Origin of the sequence: Brevibacillus choshinensis, assembly GCF_016811915.1 — a bacterium.
Classification (GTDB): Bacteria; Bacillota; Bacilli; order Brevibacillales; family Brevibacillaceae; genus Brevibacillus; species Brevibacillus choshinensis_A.
In genome coordinates this window covers 2,325,086-2,342,254 of record NZ_CP069127.1, presented here as the reverse complement: position 1 = coordinate 2,342,254, position 17,169 = coordinate 2,325,086, and the positions used below count along the sequence as shown (strand labels likewise).

16 protein-coding genes and 2 riboswitches are annotated in these 17,169 nt (G+C 52.4%); of the genes, 6 read left to right on the top strand and 10 right to left on the bottom strand.

Annotated elements, in window-relative coordinates; all coding sequences use genetic code 11:
• The first annotated feature begins 14 nt into the window (after positions 1-14).
• Complete coding sequence (gene dat / locus JNE38_RS11950) at positions 15-872, top strand: D-amino-acid transaminase (protein ID WP_203356750.1); 858 nt, start codon at positions 15-17, stop codon at positions 870-872.
• Positions 873-942: 70 nt separating this feature from the next.
• Here the strand turns inward: dat and JNE38_RS11945 are convergent, their stop codons facing one another.
• From JNE38_RS11945 to gcvT, 5 genes are all read right to left on the bottom strand, one after another.
• On the bottom strand, positions 943-1,773 hold the full coding sequence (locus JNE38_RS11945) for a lipoate--protein ligase family protein (RefSeq protein WP_203356749.1): 831 nt from the start codon (positions 1,771-1,773) through the stop codon (positions 943-945).
• Between the two features lie 79 nt (positions 1,774-1,852).
• Positions 1,853-2,920, bottom strand: a complete 1,068-nt coding sequence (locus JNE38_RS11940; RefSeq protein ID WP_203356748.1) for an undecaprenyldiphospho-muramoylpentapeptide beta-N-acetylglucosaminyltransferase — start codon at positions 2,918-2,920, stop codon at positions 1,853-1,855.
• An 89-nt stretch (positions 2,921-3,009) separates the two neighbouring features.
• Positions 3,010-4,479, bottom strand: a complete 1,470-nt coding sequence (gene gcvPB / locus JNE38_RS11935) for an aminomethyl-transferring glycine dehydrogenase subunit GcvPB (protein WP_203356747.1) — start codon at positions 4,477-4,479, stop codon at positions 3,010-3,012.
• Positions 4,472-5,824 (bottom strand): aminomethyl-transferring glycine dehydrogenase subunit GcvPA, encoded by a 1,353-nt coding sequence (gcvPA, locus tag JNE38_RS11930; RefSeq protein ID WP_203356746.1) that lies wholly within the window; start codon positions 5,822-5,824, stop codon positions 4,472-4,474. The genes gcvPB and gcvPA overlap by 8 nt, the downstream gene beginning before the upstream one ends.
• 40 nt (positions 5,825-5,864) lie before the next feature.
• Positions 5,865-6,968 (bottom strand): glycine cleavage system aminomethyltransferase GcvT, encoded by a 1,104-nt coding sequence (gene gcvT, locus JNE38_RS11925; RefSeq protein ID WP_203356745.1) that lies wholly within the window; start codon positions 6,966-6,968, stop codon positions 5,865-5,867.
• Between the two features lie 143 nt (positions 6,969-7,111).
• Positions 7,112-7,227: riboswitch (glycine riboswitch) on the bottom strand.
• Positions 7,228-7,325, bottom strand: a riboswitch (glycine riboswitch).
• 219 nt (positions 7,326-7,544) lie between these two features.
• Here gcvT and JNE38_RS11920 point away from each other — a divergent pair.
• From JNE38_RS11920 to JNE38_RS11910, 3 genes are all read left to right on the top strand, one after another.
• Complete coding sequence (locus tag JNE38_RS11920) at positions 7,545-9,260, top strand: DEAD/DEAH box helicase (protein ID WP_203356744.1); 1,716 nt, start codon at positions 7,545-7,547, stop codon at positions 9,258-9,260.
• A 20-nt stretch (positions 9,261-9,280) separates the two neighbouring features.
• Complete coding sequence (locus JNE38_RS11915) at positions 9,281-10,405, top strand: YqhG family protein (RefSeq protein ID WP_203356743.1); 1,125 nt, start codon at positions 9,281-9,283, stop codon at positions 10,403-10,405.
• 109 nt (positions 10,406-10,514) lie between these two features.
• Positions 10,515-11,375 (top strand): hypothetical protein, encoded by an 861-nt coding sequence (locus JNE38_RS11910; RefSeq protein WP_203356742.1) that lies wholly within the window; start codon positions 10,515-10,517, stop codon positions 11,373-11,375.
• Between the two features lie 80 nt (positions 11,376-11,455).
• On the opposite strand, the gene JNE38_RS11905 is transcribed toward JNE38_RS11910, so the two are convergent.
• From JNE38_RS11905 to JNE38_RS11885, 5 genes are all read right to left on the bottom strand, one after another.
• Positions 11,456-11,710, bottom strand: coding sequence for a YkuS family protein (locus tag JNE38_RS11905; RefSeq protein WP_203356741.1), 255 nt, complete (start codon positions 11,708-11,710; stop codon positions 11,456-11,458).
• A gap of 31 nt (positions 11,711-11,741) precedes the next feature.
• Complete coding sequence (locus JNE38_RS11900) at positions 11,742-11,903, bottom strand: YqzE family protein (protein ID WP_083496788.1); 162 nt, start codon at positions 11,901-11,903, stop codon at positions 11,742-11,744.
• Between the two features lie 64 nt (positions 11,904-11,967).
• Positions 11,968-12,489, bottom strand: a complete 522-nt coding sequence (locus tag JNE38_RS11895) for a shikimate kinase (protein WP_203356740.1) — start codon at positions 12,487-12,489, stop codon at positions 11,968-11,970.
• 3 nt (positions 12,490-12,492) lie between these two features.
• Complete coding sequence (locus tag JNE38_RS11890; protein ID WP_203356739.1) at positions 12,493-14,361, bottom strand: stalk domain-containing protein; 1,869 nt, start codon at positions 14,359-14,361, stop codon at positions 12,493-12,495.
• 196 nt (positions 14,362-14,557) lie between these two features.
• The gene (locus JNE38_RS11885; protein WP_203356738.1) at positions 14,558-15,496 is read right to left on the bottom strand and encodes a helix-turn-helix transcriptional regulator; all 939 of its coding nucleotides are present in this window, start codon (positions 15,494-15,496) and stop codon (positions 14,558-14,560) included.
• A gap of 148 nt (positions 15,497-15,644) precedes the next feature.
• Between JNE38_RS11885 and modA the strand changes: the two genes are divergently transcribed.
• Together modA and modB are read left to right on the top strand one after the other, a co-directional pair.
• Positions 15,645-16,439, top strand: coding sequence for a molybdate ABC transporter substrate-binding protein (gene modA / locus JNE38_RS11880; protein WP_203356737.1), 795 nt, complete (start codon positions 15,645-15,647; stop codon positions 16,437-16,439).
• Positions 16,440-16,464: 25 nt separating this feature from the next.
• Complete coding sequence (modB, locus tag JNE38_RS11875) at positions 16,465-17,148, top strand: molybdate ABC transporter permease subunit (protein WP_203356736.1); 684 nt, start codon at positions 16,465-16,467, stop codon at positions 17,146-17,148.
• Positions 17,149-17,169: the final 21 nt, after the last annotated feature.

The window sequence follows — 17,169 nt, the reverse complement described above, 5'->3', positions numbered from 1 at the left end:
AAGGAGGACTCACCATGCTGTATGTTGGAGGAAAATGGGTAGAAGAAGGGGAAGTTGCTGTACACCCTGAAGATCGCGGTTACAATTTTGGCGACGGCATTTACGAGGTCGTGCGCATCTACAAAGGTAAAATGTATCAATGGGATGCCCACCTCACCCGCTTGTTCAGAAGCGCCCGTGAAATCAAAATGGAGCTGCCTTGGAGCGCCGAAGAGCTGAGCAGCCTCGCCCACCAATTGATGGAGAAAAACAACATCACGGAAAACGACGACGCTACTCTGTATCTTCAAGTATCTCGCGGTGTTTCTCCTCGCGTTCACGATATCCCGGCAGCAGGCAGCATCGAGCCGGTCATCATGGCTTTTGTACGTACAAAAGCGCGTCCAGTGGCAGATATGAAAAAAGGCCAAACCGCCCAATTGGTCGAGGACATTCGCTGGCTGCGCTGCGACATCAAAACACTCAACCTCCTGGGAGCTGTATTGGTGAAGCAATACGCGAAGGATGCAGGTGCGCAAGACTCGATTCTGCACCGCAATGGGATTGTTACCGAGTGCAGCTCTGCCAACCTTTTCGCAGTGAAAAACGGCGCGCTCTACACGCATCCGGCGGATCACCTGATCCTGCACGGCATTACTCGTCAGGTCGTCATCGATCTGGCTCGGGAAAATGGCATCGCTGTAAACGAGGAAGCCTTTACGACAGACTTCCTGAAAGAGGCGGATGAAGTGTTCCTGACCAGCACGACGGCAGAGATCATGCCTCTGATTTCGGTTGACGGCCAACCTGTCGGCAAAGGTACGGTCGGACCTGTCTCACTCAAGCTGCAAGATCTGTTTGAACAGCATATCAACGCAAATGTTCTCGTGTAATGGAAAAGCTCCCTGTCGCCACTATCGGACAACGGGAGCTTTTTACTATCTGTCTGCGACTGGCCAGGAGCTAGCGGCGCAAATTCCATTCCTCTGTCGCGTATCGCGTGCGTGCCAGTTCTTCCGCCAACGCCCGTTCTTCCTCCGTGAGCTGCGATGGAACCAGCTCCACCTCCAGCCCGGATGCAAAACCGCGTCCAAAAGCATCGATCGCTTCCTGCAAGCTGATTGGGCGTGGACTCACTTCATTGATCGTAACCGCTTTTTGGCGGAAGCTGTCCATCATCCGTTGCTTGACACGCTCAGACGGGAAGTTCAGCAGCGAAAACAGCAAATCCACATCCATATCCAAGAGAATGGAGCCGTGCTGCAAGATGACGCCCTTTTGTCTCGTTTGCGCGCTGCCCGCCACCTTTTTGCCTTCTACCACCAGTTCGTACCAGGAAGGCGAATCAAAGCAAGCCGAAGAACCAGGTGAGCTGTACTTTTCCTTCTCTTCCTCGCTTGCCAAGGACACCATTTCTGCCTTCAGCCCGAGGTTTTGAAAGCCGTGCAAGAGACCTAAACTGATAATCTTGTATGCTTCCGTCACGCTGGAAGGCATTTTGGGATGTTCTTCGGAAACGATCACGCTATAGGTGAGCTCCTTGTCATGGAGGACGGCACGCCCGCCTGTAGCCCTGCGAACAAAGCCTAGTCCAGTTTCCCTGAGCGCATCCATATTGATTTCCTTGATCGCCTTTTGAAAATAACCAATCGACAGTGTAGCCGGATTCCACGTGTAAAATCGGACAGTCGGCGGTACCTTGCCTTCGCTGTGCAACTGCAAGATTGCTTCATCCACTGCCATATTCATTGCGGGAGACATTGCTTCCGTCACAATATAACGCCACTGTTCCATCCTATGTACCTCCTCTATCACAACGCATTCATTGTAGCCTTCCAGTGCGAGGATCGGCAAGAACAAAGTGGGCTCGCAGTTAACTTGCCGTGTTCTCGAGAAGGGCAATGACCTGTGTCAACGCATCTGTCTGTGTCTCTTCACTCATGCGGCGGAGCAGCTCGGCGCGATTTTCCGATAGCTTTTTCACCGCCTGTAAAAAGGTCTCCTCCGATAAGTCCTCTTCCAGCAGCACTTCGCATAAGCCCCTCTTTTCAAACGAGCGTGCATTTATGATCTGGTCGCCGCGACTCGCCGCCATGGACAAGGGGATCAGCAGCATGGGCTTGCGCAGAGCGAGACATTCAAAGATCGCATTGGAACCGGCTCGTGAGACAACCAGATCAGCCATCGCCATGAGGTCGGGCAATTCGTCTTTGACATACTCATACTGACGATAACCGGCTTGTGAAAGCCCTTCGTCTCGCTGTCCTTTGCCACAAATGTGCACCACCTGGTACTCAGCGAGGAGTGCCGGCAGCTGACAGCGCACCACCTCATTGATACGACGAGCACCCAGACTCCCTCCCATGACGAGCAGAACGGGCTTCTGACGGGTAAATCCGCAAAGGGTGACACCTCTCTCCCTTTTTCCATTCAGCAGCTCTGCACGGATGACAGCCCCTACGTGGATGCCTTTGGATGGCGGGAGATGGCGGACGGTTTCCGGAAAAGTCACGCAGACTTTGCTGGCGAATGGCACAGACAAGCGATTGGCCAAGCCGGGAGTCAAATCGGATTCATGAATGACGATCGGCAGACGATTCAACCAGCCTCCCAGGACGACAGGAACGGAGACAAAACCGCCTTTGGAAAAGATGACATCCGGCTTCCAGGTCCGTAAAAAGCGATAGGCTTCCCAGACGCCCTTGGTGACACGGAACGGATCGGTTATATTTTTCCAATCCAAATAACGCCGGAGCTTTCCCGTGGAAATCCCCACGTAACGAACGCTACCCAGTCCCGCGACCAGCTCCTTTTCTATCCCGTTGGTTGAGCCGATGTACGCAACCTCCCAGCCAGCCTCCAGAAAATGCGGAATCAAGGCGAGATTGACGGTCACATGTCCTGCCGAACCGCCACCTGTAAAGACAATTCGCTTTTTCATCCAGGCACCTCCCTGTTTCCCTCCATCTTACCATCGATAGGAAAGAAAAACCGCCCTATGGATCAGGCGGTTCTTCAATCAACATATGATTATGCTTGCGGTTGGTAACGCAGGATTGGTTTGCGTGCAGCAGTCGCTTCGTCCAGACGTTTTACCACAGTTGTATGCGGTGCTTCCTGTACGATTTCCGGAGTCTCTTCGCACTCGCGGGCGATTTGCAGCATAGCGTCGATGAATTCATCCAAGGTTTCCTTGGTTTCGGTCTCGGTCGGCTCAATCATCAAGCACTCATCGACGATCAGCGGGAAGTAGATGGTCGGTGGATGGTAGCCGAAGTCCAGGAGACGTTTTGCGATATCGAGCGTACGAACTCCCAGTTTCTTTTGCAGGAAACCGGACAGGACGAATTCGTGCTTGCAGACTTGGTCGAATGGCAGGTGGTAAGCCGTAGCCAGTCGGCGCATCATGTAGTTGGCGTTCAGAACGGCGTTTTGGGATACCTGCAGCAGACCTTCTGGACCCATCGTACGGATGTAGCTGTATGCACGGACCAGAATGCCGAAGTTTCCATTGTAGCCTTTTACGCGGCCGATAGACTCTGGACGGTTGCTGTCCCAGTAGAACGTGCCGTCTTCTTTCTTGGCGACGATCGGGGTAGGCAGGAATGGCTCGAGCACTTTTTTGACCCCAACCGGACCTGCACCTGGTCCGCCGCCGCCGTGAGGACCTGTGAATGTTTTGTGCAAGTTGAGATGCACGACATCAAAGCCCATGTCCCCAGGGCGAGCGATGCCCAAGATCGCGTTGGCATTGGCTCCGTCATAATACAGGAGTCCGCCCGCTTCATGGACGATTTGCGCCATTTCCACGATATCTTCTTCAAACAGTCCGAGCGTGTTCGGATTGGTCAGCATCAAGGCAGCTGTATCCGATCCTACCGCTTCACGCAGCGCCTGAATGTCTACCAGTCCGCGCTCGTTGGACGGAATCGTAACGGTGTCAAGTCCCGCTACCGCTGCGGAAGCCGGGTTGGTACCGTGCGCGGAGTTCGGCACGATAACCTTGGTGCGATGAGCTTCCCCGCGGCTCTCATGATAAGCGCGGATCATCATCAGACCGGTCCACTCCCCTGCGGCACCTGCTGCAGGCTGAAGGGTCACCTGATCCATGCCGGTGATTTCAGCCAGCTCTTCTTGCAGGTTGTAAAGAAGCTCCAGTGCACCCTGCACGGTTTCTTCCGGCTGGTATGGATGCGTTTGCGCAAAACCAGCGTAACGTGCGATATCTTCATTGATTTTTGGATTGTATTTCATCGTGCAAGAACCCAGCGGATAGAATCCATTGTCTACCCCGTGATTGCGGCGGGACAGCTCGGTGTAGTGACGAACCAGCTGAAGCTCGGATACTTCCGGCAGCTCGGCTGGCGTCTCACGGATGAGGTGTTTCGGCAGCAGGCTGGCTACTTCCACTTCTGGTACATCCAAAGCCGGCAGATTGTAGCCCACACGGCCTGGTTTGCTCATTTCAAAAATCAGTGCTTTCTCCTGGTTTTTATGCACGGGTGATCGCCTCCAATTCCTGCGCCAGTTGGTCAATTTCCTCTTTCGTTCTCAGCTCGGTCACGGCCAGAAGCATATGTCCGGCAAACTCTGGATAGTCAATGCCCAGATCGTATCCGCCAATGATGCCTGCGTCCAGCAGCTTCGTGTTTACAGCTGCTACCGGTTTGGAAAGCTTCACAGCGAATTCGTTAAAGAACGGGGACGTGAACACCACTTCCAGTCCTTTTGCCTGCAGCGCTTGTTTTGCGTAGTGAGCTTTTTGCAGGTTCATCATCGCCATTTCCTGCACGCCTTGCTTGCCAAGAGCAGTCATGGTGATTGCCGAAGCCAGAGCCAGCAGGGCCTGATTGGAGCAAATATTCGAAGTCGCTTTTTCACGACGGATGTGCTGCTCGCGCGCTTGCAATGTCAACACGAAGCCGCGTTTGCCGTTTTCGTCTTTGGTCTGACCGACGATACGGCCTGGCATTTTGCGCATCAGCTTTGTGGTGGTAGCGAAATAGCCACAGTGAGGGCCGCCAAAGGAAGCCGGAATCCCAAACGGCTGCATGTCGCCAACCACGATGTCAGCTCCCAGCTTGCCCGGGGCTTCCAGTACGCCCAAAGAAAGCGGGTTGGAGGATGTGATCAGAAGGGCGCCGTTTCCATGTGCGATGGATTCGACTACTGACAGGTCTTCCACGTTACCAAAGAAGTTTGGATACTGAACGATCACCGCAGCAGTACTGTCGTTGATCATGGCTTCCAGTGCCTGTGTATCGGTCACACCGTCACTGTTGATTCCTACCTCGATCAGTTCCACGTTTTGCCCGTATGCGTATGTTTTCAGAACGCCACGCGCTTCCGGATGCACGGCACGGGAGACGATGACGCGTTTTTTCCCTGTGTGTCCAGCTGCCATCATCGCGGCTTCAGCCAAAGAAGTCGCACCATCGTACATGGAAGAGTTGGCTACTTCCATACCGGTCAGCTCGCAAACCATGGTCTGGAATTCAAAAATGGCTTGCAGCTCGCCCTGGCTGATTTCCGGCTGGTACGGGGTGTATGCGGTGAAAAACTCCCCGCGCAGCAGCATGTGGTTGACTGTGCTTGGCGTGTAATGCTGATACACGCCGGCACCCAGGAAGTTTGCATGCGTGCTGAAATTGACGTTTTTATTGGCCAATCCGGTAAAGTATTTGACCAGTTCAGGCTCAGAGAGAGCCTCTGGGATTTGAATGGCACCTTTGGAGCGCACTTCCTCTGGAATATCGGCAAACAGTTCTTCCACACTGGAAATGCCCAGTGTTTCCAGCATTTCGCGCTTGTCCTGATCGGTTTGGGGCAGGTAGCGGTATTTCACGAACGTAGTCCTCCTTTAGTAAGTGAGATGGGTCTTGCCATCAGTTTTTTGGACGTTTATAGAAAGGAGCGGCAACCACTTCTGCTTTGAGTCGTTTTCCGCGGATTTCAACTTCAAGTGTCGTGCCCACTGCAGCATGCTCGCTTTTGATGAGCGCGAGGCCGACATTCTTTTTCAAGGTAGGGGACTGGGTTCCGGTCGTGACTTCCCCGATCAGCTCTTCCCCTACGTACACGGGATAGTGAGTGCGAGGAATGCCTCGGTCGATCATTTCAATGCCTACCAGCTTGCGAGGAGCGCCATTTTCCTTTTGTGCCTTGAGCACTTCCTGACCGATGAACGGCACTTCCTTGTCAACTTTAACCGCAAAACCGATGCCAGCCTCGATAGGCGTAATCGTCTGGCTCAGCTCTTGCCCGTAGAGGGGAAGCTTAGCCTCGAAACGCAGCGTATCACGGGCGCCAAGTCCGCATGGTACCAGGCCATCCTCGGCACCGACTGCGAGCAGAGTGTCCCAGAGTTTTACCGCTTGATCGGCAGCCAGATACAATTCAAAACCGTCTTCTCCGGTGTAGCCGGTTCGGGAGACCAATGCAGGAACTCCGTCCACCAGAACGTCGGATTGGAAACGGAATACGCCGATTTGAGACAAGTCTGTATCCGTCAATTTTTGCAGAATGCCTTCTGCCGCAGGACCTTGAATGGCGAGCTGCGCTGTTTGCGGCGAGATGTTTTCAATCGTTACGCCCTCGATGAGATGCTCAGAAAGCCATGCGTAGTCCTTATCGATATTGCCTGCATTGATGACCAAGAGGTAATGGTCATCTGCGTATTTATACACCAAGAGATCGTCGACGGTGCCTCCATCCGGATAGCAGAGCACGCTGTACTGCGCCTGACCTGCCGCCAGTTTGGATACGTCATTAGTAGTGACGCGCTGGAGATAAGCGAGTGCGTTTTCTCCTCTTACATCCACCTCTCCCATGTGGGAAACGTCAAACAGTCCGGCTTTGGTACGCACTGCCTCGTGCTCCAGGCCGATACTGGAAAACTGAACAGGCAGCTCCCAGCCACCAAAGTCAATGGTTTTGCCACCGTACTTTGCATAAGAATCAAACAGCGGTGTTCTTTTCAATGTGGACATATAGGCACCTCCAGAAATGCCAACCTGGTTGGCGTTTTTCCCCTTGATACACGTATTTGGCTATCGTCAATTGCGCAGCGATACCTTTTACGCACGCAGAAAAAAGAGGACGAAAAATGGGTACACCAAGTAATGGTGCCCATTTCTCCTCCTCTGTCCTTGGTACCTGAGAGTTACCTTGCCAATCAAGCGAGGCGGGGATCACCTCACTTGCAAGTTTCCCCTTTGGTGGCTCCTATGTGAGCTCTCTCCAGAGTTGCGTCCAGTAGAGGTACTTTGGCCTGAGAGATTCACCGTCACCGGCTTGCTCCTTCGGCGCTGCCCCAGTTGCCGGCAGTCTCTCCCTGCTACTATCATTCGCGGTGGATACGTGGTCATACATAAGTTTTTGATATGATTCCATACTAACTAGTGAACTTCCTCTATATCCTACCATGAGAGTGAGCTCTTGAAAATATGCAAATTCACAGTCATCTCAAGAAATACTTAACAAAATGATTAACTTTCATAAAAACGTTAAGTTTTATTAGTTTCGTCATGAAAGATATGGCACAGACATGCAAAGGAGTGACACATATGCCGAATATTCCTATTACCTTTGACACCAACTGGCTCGATCCGCTGACGGAACGCATGCAACAAGACGGACCCTGGGACAAATGGGAGCTTTTCAAGCTGGCACTCGAAGCAGAAGAAGCGATGGCGGTCCGTGAGTTTGACCAGCTGCAGTCGTTGAAGTACTTGCCACTGCTGTCACCCTTTCCGCATCAGCTGCAAACAGCCGAACGCGTCTTGCTCGACATGCGCGGCCGTGCGATTCTCGCTGACGAGGTGGGCTTGGGGAAAACGATAGAAGCCGGACTCATCATGAAAGAGTACATGGTGCGTGGATTGGCCAAAAAGATCCTCGTGCTGGTCCCCGCTTCTCTCGTCATCCAATGGACGAAGGAATTGCATCAAAAATTCGGGATCGCAGCTGTCGCACAGAAAAAGGAGTACATGTGGCGCCAGCACGATGTCGTGGTTGCCTCCATCGATACCGCCAAACGCGACCCCCATCGGCGTCACGTACTCGATATTGAGTACGACATGCTCATCATCGACGAGGCGCACAAGCTCAAGAACAAGCGGACCCGCAACTACCAATTTGTCAAGGAGATCCGCAAGAAATACTGCCTGCTGCTGACTGCCACCCCGATTCAGAATGAAATGGACGAGCTGTACAATCTCATCAACCTGCTAAAGCCAGGGCATCTCGGGCACAATGCTGCCTTCTCTTCGAATTACGTGGAGGGAAAGCGGCAGTCCAAAAACAGCGAGAAGCTGCGGGAAGAGATCGAGAAAGTCATGATCCGCAACAAACGCAGCGACGGCGGCATTCAATTCACCAGTCGGCGCGTCCAGTCCGTTCCTATCGAGCTCTCTCCCGAAGAGATGGCGCTGTACGACGGCGTGACACGCTTTGTGCGTGAGCAGTACCACACCGGCATCACAGGTGTCGGCGGGTTTAACTCGCTGGCGCTGATCACACTGCAGCGCGAGGTTTGTTCGAGTAAGGAAGCGGCATTTATGACTCTCCACAATATGCATCAGCGCTTGGAAGAGAACTCTCCGATGCGGCAGCAAATCGTGGAGCTGGTCGAGATGATCAAGCGAATCGACACTCATTCCAAAGCCGCCAAAACCGTGGAATTGATTCAAAGGATCAACGATAAGGTCATTATCTTCACCGAGTACCGCGCCACCCAGAACTATTTGCAAAAATACCTGCACGATCACGGGATCACATCCGTTCCGTTTCGCGGCGGCTTTAAACGCAGTAAAAAGGACTGGATGACGGACCTGTTCCAAAATCGCGCACAAGTGCTGATCGCAACGGAAGCTGGCGGCGAAGGGATCAACCTGCAGTTTTGCAACCAGGTCATCAACTACGATATGCCCTGGAATCCCATGCGTGTCGAGCAGCGGATCGGACGTGTGCACCGCCTCGGTCAAAAACGGGACGTCCACATTCACAACCTCTCGACGGTGGGGACGATCGAGGAGCATATCCTCAATCTGCTCTATGAAAAAATCGATCTGTTTGAAATGGTCATTGGAGAGCTGGACGACATCGTCGAGCGGCTGAATCTGGGTAGCTCTCTCGAGGAAAATCTGATCCAGATTATCATGGATTCCCGTTCCTCCAGAGAAATGGCTCTCAAGCTGGACAATATGGGTCATGCTATACGGGCCATCCGGCAGACTACGGCTCGGAGTGATTCGACCTTATCCGAAGCAGCCGATCAATAATCACGAAAAGAGGTTCCTCTATGCAAGAGCAACAAGTGCGGCAATTTGTGGAGCGCTACCTCGCCTCCTTTTCTGCCCATATCGTCGAAACTCATCCTGACTACTTGACGGTCAAGCTTCCTGTCGAGGTCGACAAGGATATCGGCAATCGTCCGTTTTATTGGAGCTGGGTAGAAAAAATGAATATCGCCTACCAGCCTCTGATGCTGACGTTCGCTTTTCATCCGGATCGTATGCCAGAAGGACTGCGAGCAGAATATCTGCATTTGGGAGCAGCACGCATGCAGCAGATCTTTGAATCGACCAAAAAGCACGGCCGCTTTCTCTGTATGTACGAGCAAAAACCAGCATCGCCCAGTCCGTCTCGGCGCTCTACCCCCCTCGTGCCTTGGCTTGGACTCAATTTGAAAGTCTCGCTCCTCTGTGACAAGAAGCGGGACATTTTGCTCTACTTGGGGATCAACATGCACGACCCGCGAATCGTTCAGGATTTTACATCCTTCTTGTTCCGGCTCCCGCTCAGCCCGACCATTCCCGATTACTTCTACACCATGGACCGGAGAATCACCGTAGAGCAGGCTCTGGCCATGGCGGAGCAGGAAGTGAATGCTGTTTTGGAGCAAGAAGATCAGAACTGGGCTGCTGAAGCGAGGTCCCGTCTGCAGGAAGAGCTCGAAATTCTAGCCGCCTATTATGAGGAGCTCGCTCGGCGCGAACCTGAGTCTGCCGAGAAACATTCTGATGACGAAGAGGCAGAAGCGGACTGTGCAGAGGCGGCGCAAGCAGAGGAACAACCGTTGTCCGTGCCAGACACGCCCCCTTATGCTGCTGGCCAGGCGTATGTCGAACAGCCGCAGTCCTTTGACGAATTTCGGTCTTCTGGCGGAAGAATCCTCGACTTTTTACGTGCAAACGGGATCCAGACGACACCAAGGGAAGAAATCAATCAGAAGGAATGGCGAAAAAGCACGCCAGATGAGGAGCGACAGCGCCGAATGGATGAGCTCAGATGGCAGCATGAACCGAGGATTGAAGTACAGTTTATCAACGGAGGACTGTTTTATCTGTCGTCAGCACCTCCTCTCTTATCGACTTCACAATCAAAAAAGGCAGCCAAATCCCCCGTTTCGGGACGAATTCTGTAAAAGAACTGCGAGAAAAGGTGCGAGGGAAAAGACAAGTTGCAACAAATCTTTTTGGAATAGCTGGTTACAATAGGAGTAGGAAAGCCTCTGCAAAAGGTGGTGCATACAAGTGACCAGACGCTTTGTCCCGATTCTGGGCCTTTTTCTCGCCCTCCTGCTTTTGGTGAGTCCTGCGAATGCGGAAGGGGAAAACAACTGGACCAAACAATTTCAGACGCAAATCCATTCGTGGATCGACACGATTGCCCTTCGCGACCCGCAGTTCAAGCAATGGCAGAATGCCAAAACAGACGTACAGACGCTGGGATCCAATCAGCACCAATGGCTCGTCAGCATCACGCAATCCGGAAAGCAAGTCGGCTATTTGGTGGTAGGAGAGTCTCCCCTAGGAGCAGCGAAATTCGTGCTCCTGGAATACGGTGTCGGCGAATACATTTTGTTCGATGACGCTTTTGCCCCGCGGGAAATCGCAGCCGAGCCGGTCTACGACGGCTTCGCTTCTCATTGGCTGCTCACCCAGAGCCAGTCTTCGCACATGGTCAATGCCAAAACAGGAGAGTCCTACCCCTCTGAGTTCACAGCGAGTGAACCGGTCATCGGCACACTTTCACCTGACGAGCTGGTGCATAACGGGGAGAAACTCACGCAGACGCGTGTCCTGAAGCAAAATGAGGCAAATCCCTTTGATCAAATCAGCTGGGTCCATGACTTGTATGAGAAAACAGATGTCACCTGGTCCCAACTTTGGCAGCAAAACGATTCCGGCTCCGTCACATTGACTGTCCCGATGCATCATTCGCAAGTACTCGCCCCCTTTGTGGTCGGCTCCCTCCATTTGTGGAACGACCAATACGCCTATGTGGGTGTCTGGGACGAGGGACTGCGTTTTGTTCCCTACTCGTACGCGCACAAGGTTGGTCAATTTCACGTAAGCAAGCTTGGCTACGCGAAAGCTTCGGCGCTGCCTTAGTTGATCGTCGCAGCGGATAAGAAACAAGCTCTCCTTCCGAATGAACGGTGGAGAGCTTGTCTTTTTTGATCTGCGAGATCTTATCGGTGTTCAGTGGGCGATAGGCGAACGTGAACGGCATGGAAAACTTCGCTCGCCGTCATCCCCTCAGCATTGATGATGGGCGCACCCGTACTGGTCTTGCTTTGATCGCCGAGTACGTTGATATCTTGCCCCGTGATGACGACAGCGTCGACCACTTGCTGCCAGTTGCCCAAGTCTACGACATCATAGCCATTATCCCGCAGCATCTTGCTGATTTGGGATAGAGATTGTTCTACTGCGACTCTCGCCATGTTCATCCTCCGTCCACATAACAGATATGGGTTACTTGCGCCATAACAGCCGAATCGACATGGGAATCGCCCCAAACCAACGGGACGACCAGGATTCCCGCGGCATCTTCCGCTGACGCCGTTCGTCTTTCGGGGTCTCCATATACTGGACAAACAATCTGGTCAGATACTTTAAATACTCCTGAAAAGACATCGCACGTGCCTCCTTCATGCTTGCGGATTCACGCCGTTCTTCCCTGCGGCGGAGCGCTTCCTCCCTAGTCTTCCCCGTTTTCGCCGGATTCAGTCAGTCGGGAGGTGATTTCTGCGACGATCGCCTGCAGCTCTTTTTCAGTCGTATCGATTTGAATCGGAGCAAAATCGTAGGCGCCAGCCCGCTCTTTCAAAAGCGTTCGCACCCGCTCTGCCACTCCGCCAGCCAGCAGCGGACGGCCCGTATCGTTTTCAAGGCGTTTGATCAGCTCTTCTTCGGAAGCGAAAAGCGCCACCACGGTCCCCTTTTGGAGCATGGCAGATACATTTCGCTGCCTCAGCACAACCCCGCCGCCAGTCGTCAGTATCTGCGGGCCTGCATCAAGCAATTCATCCAAGTATTTACTCTCCGCATCGCGAAAATACGCCTCGCCCCGCTCTGCAAACAACGTGGGAATGCTGCAGCCTTCTTTTTCCACGATCACTTCATCCAGATCCTTTTGGACGATGCCCAATGCTTTAGACAGCGCTGCCCCTACCGTCGTCTTGCCCGTCCCCATAAAACCTACCAGTACCACGTTCTTCATGGTTTACTCTGCCGCCTTTCCCGTCGCCTTGCGCGTCACCATTTTCACCGTTCGCTGCTGCGCGTCATATTCTGTCTCATAGCCGATGGCTTGTTTAAAAAAGGTCATCGGCACCATCGTGCGTTCTTTTATCGAAAGGACCGGCTTGCCCAAGTCCAGTTTTTGGCCATCCACGATCGCGGTAGGCTCTCCTTCCTTTAGGTACACCTCTCGTCCGTTCCCCTGCACTTTGATCATCTGTTTTTCTTTGGACCACTCGATGGCTAGTCCCATCCGCTCTCCAATCTCACGCAAAGGGATGTACCCGGTTTGATTGGTGATACGTGCAGGGATTTGCGGGTAATAACTCATCCCGTTGACGATTGTCGTCACATAAGGCTCAAGCTGCACCGGACCAAAAGCAGTCGTATTCGGCACTTTGGTGTATGTCCGGAAATAGACGGCTTCTCCCCTCAGCGTCTGTCCCAGAGCCTGATCGAGATGCTCCGCTCCGATCACACTTCCGTGATAATTTTGCTGGACTCTGTGCAAAAAGCGCTTGTACGCATCATCACCGATCTGGCGGCGCAAATTGTCAAACAGCAGTGCGCCCCGCGAGTACCAGGTCCAATGAAATTCTTCTTCTGTAGCAAACTGCTGCAAAGGCTTTTCCAGCTTGCCCGTCGGATAACGCTCACGCAAGCGCTGGCCGTCCCGTCTGTATTCATCCAGCAATCCTGTAGCAGACTGCGCTCCGTAGCGGTTTTGCAAATAATGGGACACGCTGATTTCCACCAAGCCTTCATCCAGCCAGCCATGGGAAGCCTCCAGTGTGGCTACACTGTTGTACCACCATAAGTGGGCAATTTCATGGGGAAGCCAGTGATCGATCAGGTTTCGCTGGTACATGTCCCGCTTGAAAATGGCTAGGTTCGCATATTCCATCGCATAGGTCGTTCCTGTACTCGTCTCCGCGATGGAGACATGCGGATAAGGAAGCTCCCCATACCAATCCGCGTACGTCGGAAACACCGATTGGGCAATGGTTTTGATTCGTTCCACGTTTCCCTTGTCCACAGAAGCGATGTCGACGGAAAGATTTTGACCCAGCTTTACGGTCTCTACATGGTACAGCGGGCTTCCCACCAACGCAAAATTCAGCAGCTTTTTACCTTGATAACGGACCTGCTGCCTGCTTCCATCAAGCGGCGTGCTGACCCCACGCCCCCATGAGCTGACCCAGTTGTAGCCTTGGGGAGAAATGAAGGAGACATCGTAGTCGGCATAGTGATACACGAACGGATCACCGTAATCGATGCGCAGTGGAGGGTCGTACCACTTGCCTGCCTGATTTTGCGATCCCAGCATTGGGTACCAGGTCGTCAGCGTCCAGATGTCATCCTTGACCCCAAAACGTGTCCCCCTGCGCGGAACCGGATTTTCAAATTCAACCGAGACCGCTCCCCTCACTTCCGAGCCGAATGGATTGGCCATCGTCACCATGGAAGTGCTGCGTTCGAACGATAGCGGCTTGTCTTTATATCGAATGGATTTGACCGTCATCCGATTCCATAAATAATCATAGATGTACAAGCGCAAATCCTTGGATTTCGGATTGTCAAACTCGATGGTCATTTTTCCGGAAATCTTCGCGTCAGACGTGTGTAATTCTGCCTGGATCGAATATTTGGGATGCAGATCCCGTACATAGGATGGAACTGGCGGATCGTAGGAAAAAGGATCTGCCCCGATCTGTGCGGTATCGGATGAAGAGCTCATAGCCGACTCCAGCATCTGGGAAATGGCTGGCCAATAGGCGATTACCCCTGCTGATCCAAACAACACCAGAATCGTAATACAAACCAACAAACTCGTTTTTTGAAGTTTCTTCATAACTACCCTCAAATCGCTCAGCAGCAAGCATTCGTTTTTTTTATAATAGCAAATCCTTGTCAGCCTGAGTAGAAATTCGGGAGATTCTGTCAAAAAACCTCGATGGAAGTTTGTTCAATCAGGTAATTTGCTGCGCTAAGCTTTTGAGCAAAAAAACCGTCGCCATCACGAAAAGGTTCGTAATGGAAACGGTGATCTACCACGTCTCATACATGATTGTGCCGGTATGGGTGAGCTCGTAGCCTCCGATTGCTTCCAGCTCCTTGCGAAAGGGATCTGATCGCAAAATATCCAGCACATGAGCGATCAGCTTTTCATTGGTTTCGTTTTTCAAAAGGACAAGATCGTAGCGCTCCCGAATCAAGGGAAGAAATTCGACTCCTACCATGCGCGCTGCTTTTTCAATGCCGATCCCTACATCCGCTTCCTTGCGCGCAACAGCACCTGCAACCGCGAGATGGTTGCCTTCTTCGCGTTCGTACCCTGCAACATCGCAGCCTTTTATCCCATGCAGGCGAAACTGTTCCTCGATCAGCGTGCGTGCCCCAGAGCCCTTCTCCCGATTAACCATGCGCACTCCCGGCCTTTGCAGATCCTCCCACGAACGGATACCGCGGGGATTGCCCGCCTGTACATAAAAGCCCGCCCAACGCGACAGCAAATTGACGACCATGTACCGATGTCCGGACAATATGCTCCTGACATGCGAGAGGTTGTACTCACCTGTGTCCCCATCATACAAGTGCGTACTGACAATATCCGCCTGACCAGCGTACATGGCGATCAGGCTGTTCATACTTCCTACATACGAACGGAGAGGACGATAATCTTCCCTGGTGCGCAAGTGACTCGCCAGCATATCCAGACTTACATCCTGACCGCTGATGATAATATCCCGAGCAATGCCGGGCTCTTTGGCTGCGGATTGAGGTGCGGACGCCGCTGGTGGCTGGAGCTTGTACCCGCCTTTTGCCTTGATTTTATACGCTTCCAGGTCTGAGGCATCCACGCGCATCTGTCTGCCGACCCGGTACGCAGGAAGCTCCCCTTTTTTAATCAAATCGTACACGGTCAGCTTAGAGATACGCAGCAGCTTGGCGATTTCTTCTGTCGTGTAAGAATTTTCTTGGCTCATGGCTGACCTCCTAAGACCTTATTCTCACCTTTTATTTTCATTTACTTTTCGCAAAATGGCAATTGATTACTATGACAGAGATCATATATTCTAATTATAACAAGTTATATTTAATTATAACTAAATATAATTACGGAGGGTTTTCTTGATGAAAAAGCAATTATTCGCATTATGTACGTCCGTTGCCTTGCTGCTCAGCGCGTGCTCCGGAACCCCATCGCAATCGGACAAGCCTGCCCCTGCAGTTCAAACCGATAAGGCAGAAATCATGGTATCCGCTGCCGCCAGCCTGACAGATGCACTCAACGAATTAAAAACGACTTTCGAAACGGATCATCCCGGCATCGTCGTTACCTATAACTTTGGAAGCTCCGGAAAACTGGCGCAGCAAATCGGGCAAGGCGCTCCATCCGACGTCTTTTTATCAGCGAGCGCGAAAGACATGAACGTCTTGGAGGAAAAACAGCTGATCGCAAAGGATACTCGCCAGGATTTCACCAAGAATGAGCTTGTCCTGATCACCGGTGCGAATAGCTCTGTCAAAATCGACAGCTTTGAAAAGCTGACCGACCCCGCCCTTCAGCATATCGCAGTCGGAGAGCCGGAAGCAGTGCCAGCTGGCCGCTATGCCAAAGAGGTGATGGATGCCTTGAAAATCACTGACAGCCTCCAAGGTAGACTGGTGTACGGCAGCGATGTGAGACAAGTATTGACCTTTGTCGAGTCAGGTAACGCGGATGTCGGCATCGTCTATGCAAGTGACGCTGCCATCTCCAAAAACGTGAAAGTGCTGGCCACTGCAAAATCCGAATGGCACAAGCCGATTGTGTACCCAGGTGCCGTTGTCGCTGCCTCCACTCACGCAGACGCTGCAAAAGCTTTCCTTTCCTACTTGACATCCGACAAAGGAAAGGCGATCTTACAAAAGTACGGTTTCCAATAATGTAGACACATGGAGGTGGTGAGCGTTGATCGATACCAATTTTACACCCTTGATCCTTTCGCTGAAAGTTGCCGCGCTTTCCACCTCCCTCGTTTTTGTCATCGGCCTGTTGTTCGCCAGACTCATGACCCAGCGAAATTTCTTCGGAAAGAACTTGCTGGAGTCTTTCTTTTTGCTCCCGCTCGTCCTCCCTCCCACTGTGGTCGGGTTTGGCCTCTTGCTTTTATTCGGCAAAAACGGATGGATCGGAAAGCTCCTGAATGAATGGTTTGGGATTCAAATTGTTTTTACTTTGACGGGGGCCGTGATCGCCTCTGTAGTCGTTTCCTTCCCCCTCATGTATCAAAGTGCCGTCGCTGCCTTCACGAGCGTCGATCGCAGGCTGGAGGACGCTGCGCGGACCTTGGGTGCCTCTGAGTGGAGGGTGTTCTGGACCGTTGCTTTCCCATTGGCTTGGCCGGGGCTGCTAGCGGGATTCGTGCTTTCCTTTGCGCGTGGACTCGGCGAATTCGGGGCCACCCTCATGCTTGCCGGCTACATCCCTGGTAAGACGGATACAATCCCGGTCGCCATCTATTTCGCTGTTGAAGCGGGACAGATGGAAAAGGCATTGTTCTGGGTCATCATCATCGTCTCGCTCGGAATGGGGACGACTTTCTGGTTGAACTGGTGGAGCCGAAGAAACCTCCGCCGATACGCCAGTAAGTGAAATCATGAAGAAAGACGAATA

Excerpts from the sequence above, each read along its gene's own strand:
- JNE38_RS11905 (WP_203356741.1), bottom strand. The coding sequence starts at position 11,710 with ATGGCGAGAGTCGCAGTAGAACAATCTCTATCCCAAATCAGCAAGATG.
- JNE38_RS11890 (WP_203356739.1), bottom strand. The coding sequence starts at position 14,361 with ATGAAGAAACTTCAAAAAACGAGTTTGTTGGTTTGTATTACGATTCTG.
- JNE38_RS11940 (WP_203356748.1), bottom strand. The coding sequence starts at position 2,920 with ATGAAAAAGCGAATTGTCTTTACAGGTGGCGGTTCGGCAGGACATGTG.
- modA (WP_203356737.1), top strand. The coding sequence starts at position 15,645 with ATGAAAAAGCAATTATTCGCATTATGTACGTCCGTTGCCTTGCTGCTC.
- JNE38_RS11915 (WP_203356743.1), top strand. The coding sequence starts at position 9,281 with ATGCAAGAGCAACAAGTGCGGCAATTTGTGGAGCGCTACCTCGCCTCC.
- JNE38_RS11920 (WP_203356744.1), top strand. The coding sequence starts at position 7,545 with ATGCCGAATATTCCTATTACCTTTGACACCAACTGGCTCGATCCGCTG.
- JNE38_RS11885 (WP_203356738.1), bottom strand. The coding sequence starts at position 15,496 with ATGAGCCAAGAAAATTCTTACACGACAGAAGAAATCGCCAAGCTGCTG.
- JNE38_RS11895 (WP_203356740.1), bottom strand. The coding sequence starts at position 12,489 with ATGAAGAACGTGGTACTGGTAGGTTTTATGGGGACGGGCAAGACGACG.
- JNE38_RS11900 (WP_083496788.1), bottom strand. The coding sequence starts at position 11,903 with ATGTCTTTTCAGGAGTATTTAAAGTATCTGACCAGATTGTTTGTCCAG.
- dat (WP_203356750.1), top strand. The coding sequence starts at position 15 with ATGCTGTATGTTGGAGGAAAATGGGTAGAAGAAGGGGAAGTTGCTGTA.
- JNE38_RS11945 (WP_203356749.1), bottom strand. The coding sequence starts at position 1,773 with ATGGAACAGTGGCGTTATATTGTGACGGAAGCAATGTCTCCCGCAATG.
- gcvT (WP_203356745.1), bottom strand. The coding sequence starts at position 6,968 with ATGTCCACATTGAAAAGAACACCGCTGTTTGATTCTTATGCAAAGTAC.